The following is a 256-nucleotide window of genomic DNA, read 5'->3' on the forward strand; positions in this document are numbered from 1 at the left end:
TGGAAGCTTTCGGTATGCGTACCAAGTCGACTGCTGGTATGTTGCAAAATACCAGAATTGTGGCAAACAAGCTGGCTATGGCAGCTGATGCTACTGCCACTGACTTTAAGTCACTAGGTATAGGGATGAACTATGTTGGTACTTCTGCTAAAACAGCAGGTATCACATTAACTCAAACTGCTAGTGCAATGGGTGTGCTTTCTAACTCAGGTCTAGAAGCTCAACAAGCTGGTACTGGTTTGCGTAAGATTTTAAT

At 43.4% G+C, this 256-nt stretch carries 1 protein-coding gene; it reads left to right on the forward strand.

The window, feature by feature from the left end:
• Positions 1-14: 14 nt before the first annotated feature.
• The coding region (locus H3V04_RS09685) for a phage tail tape measure protein (protein ID WP_232342703.1) at positions 15-256 on the forward strand (242 nt) is incomplete at its 3' end.

Source organism: Bifidobacterium sp. M0353, from assembly GCF_016100645.1.
GTDB lineage: Bacteria > Actinomycetota > Actinomycetes > Actinomycetales > Bifidobacteriaceae > Bombiscardovia > Bombiscardovia choladohabitans.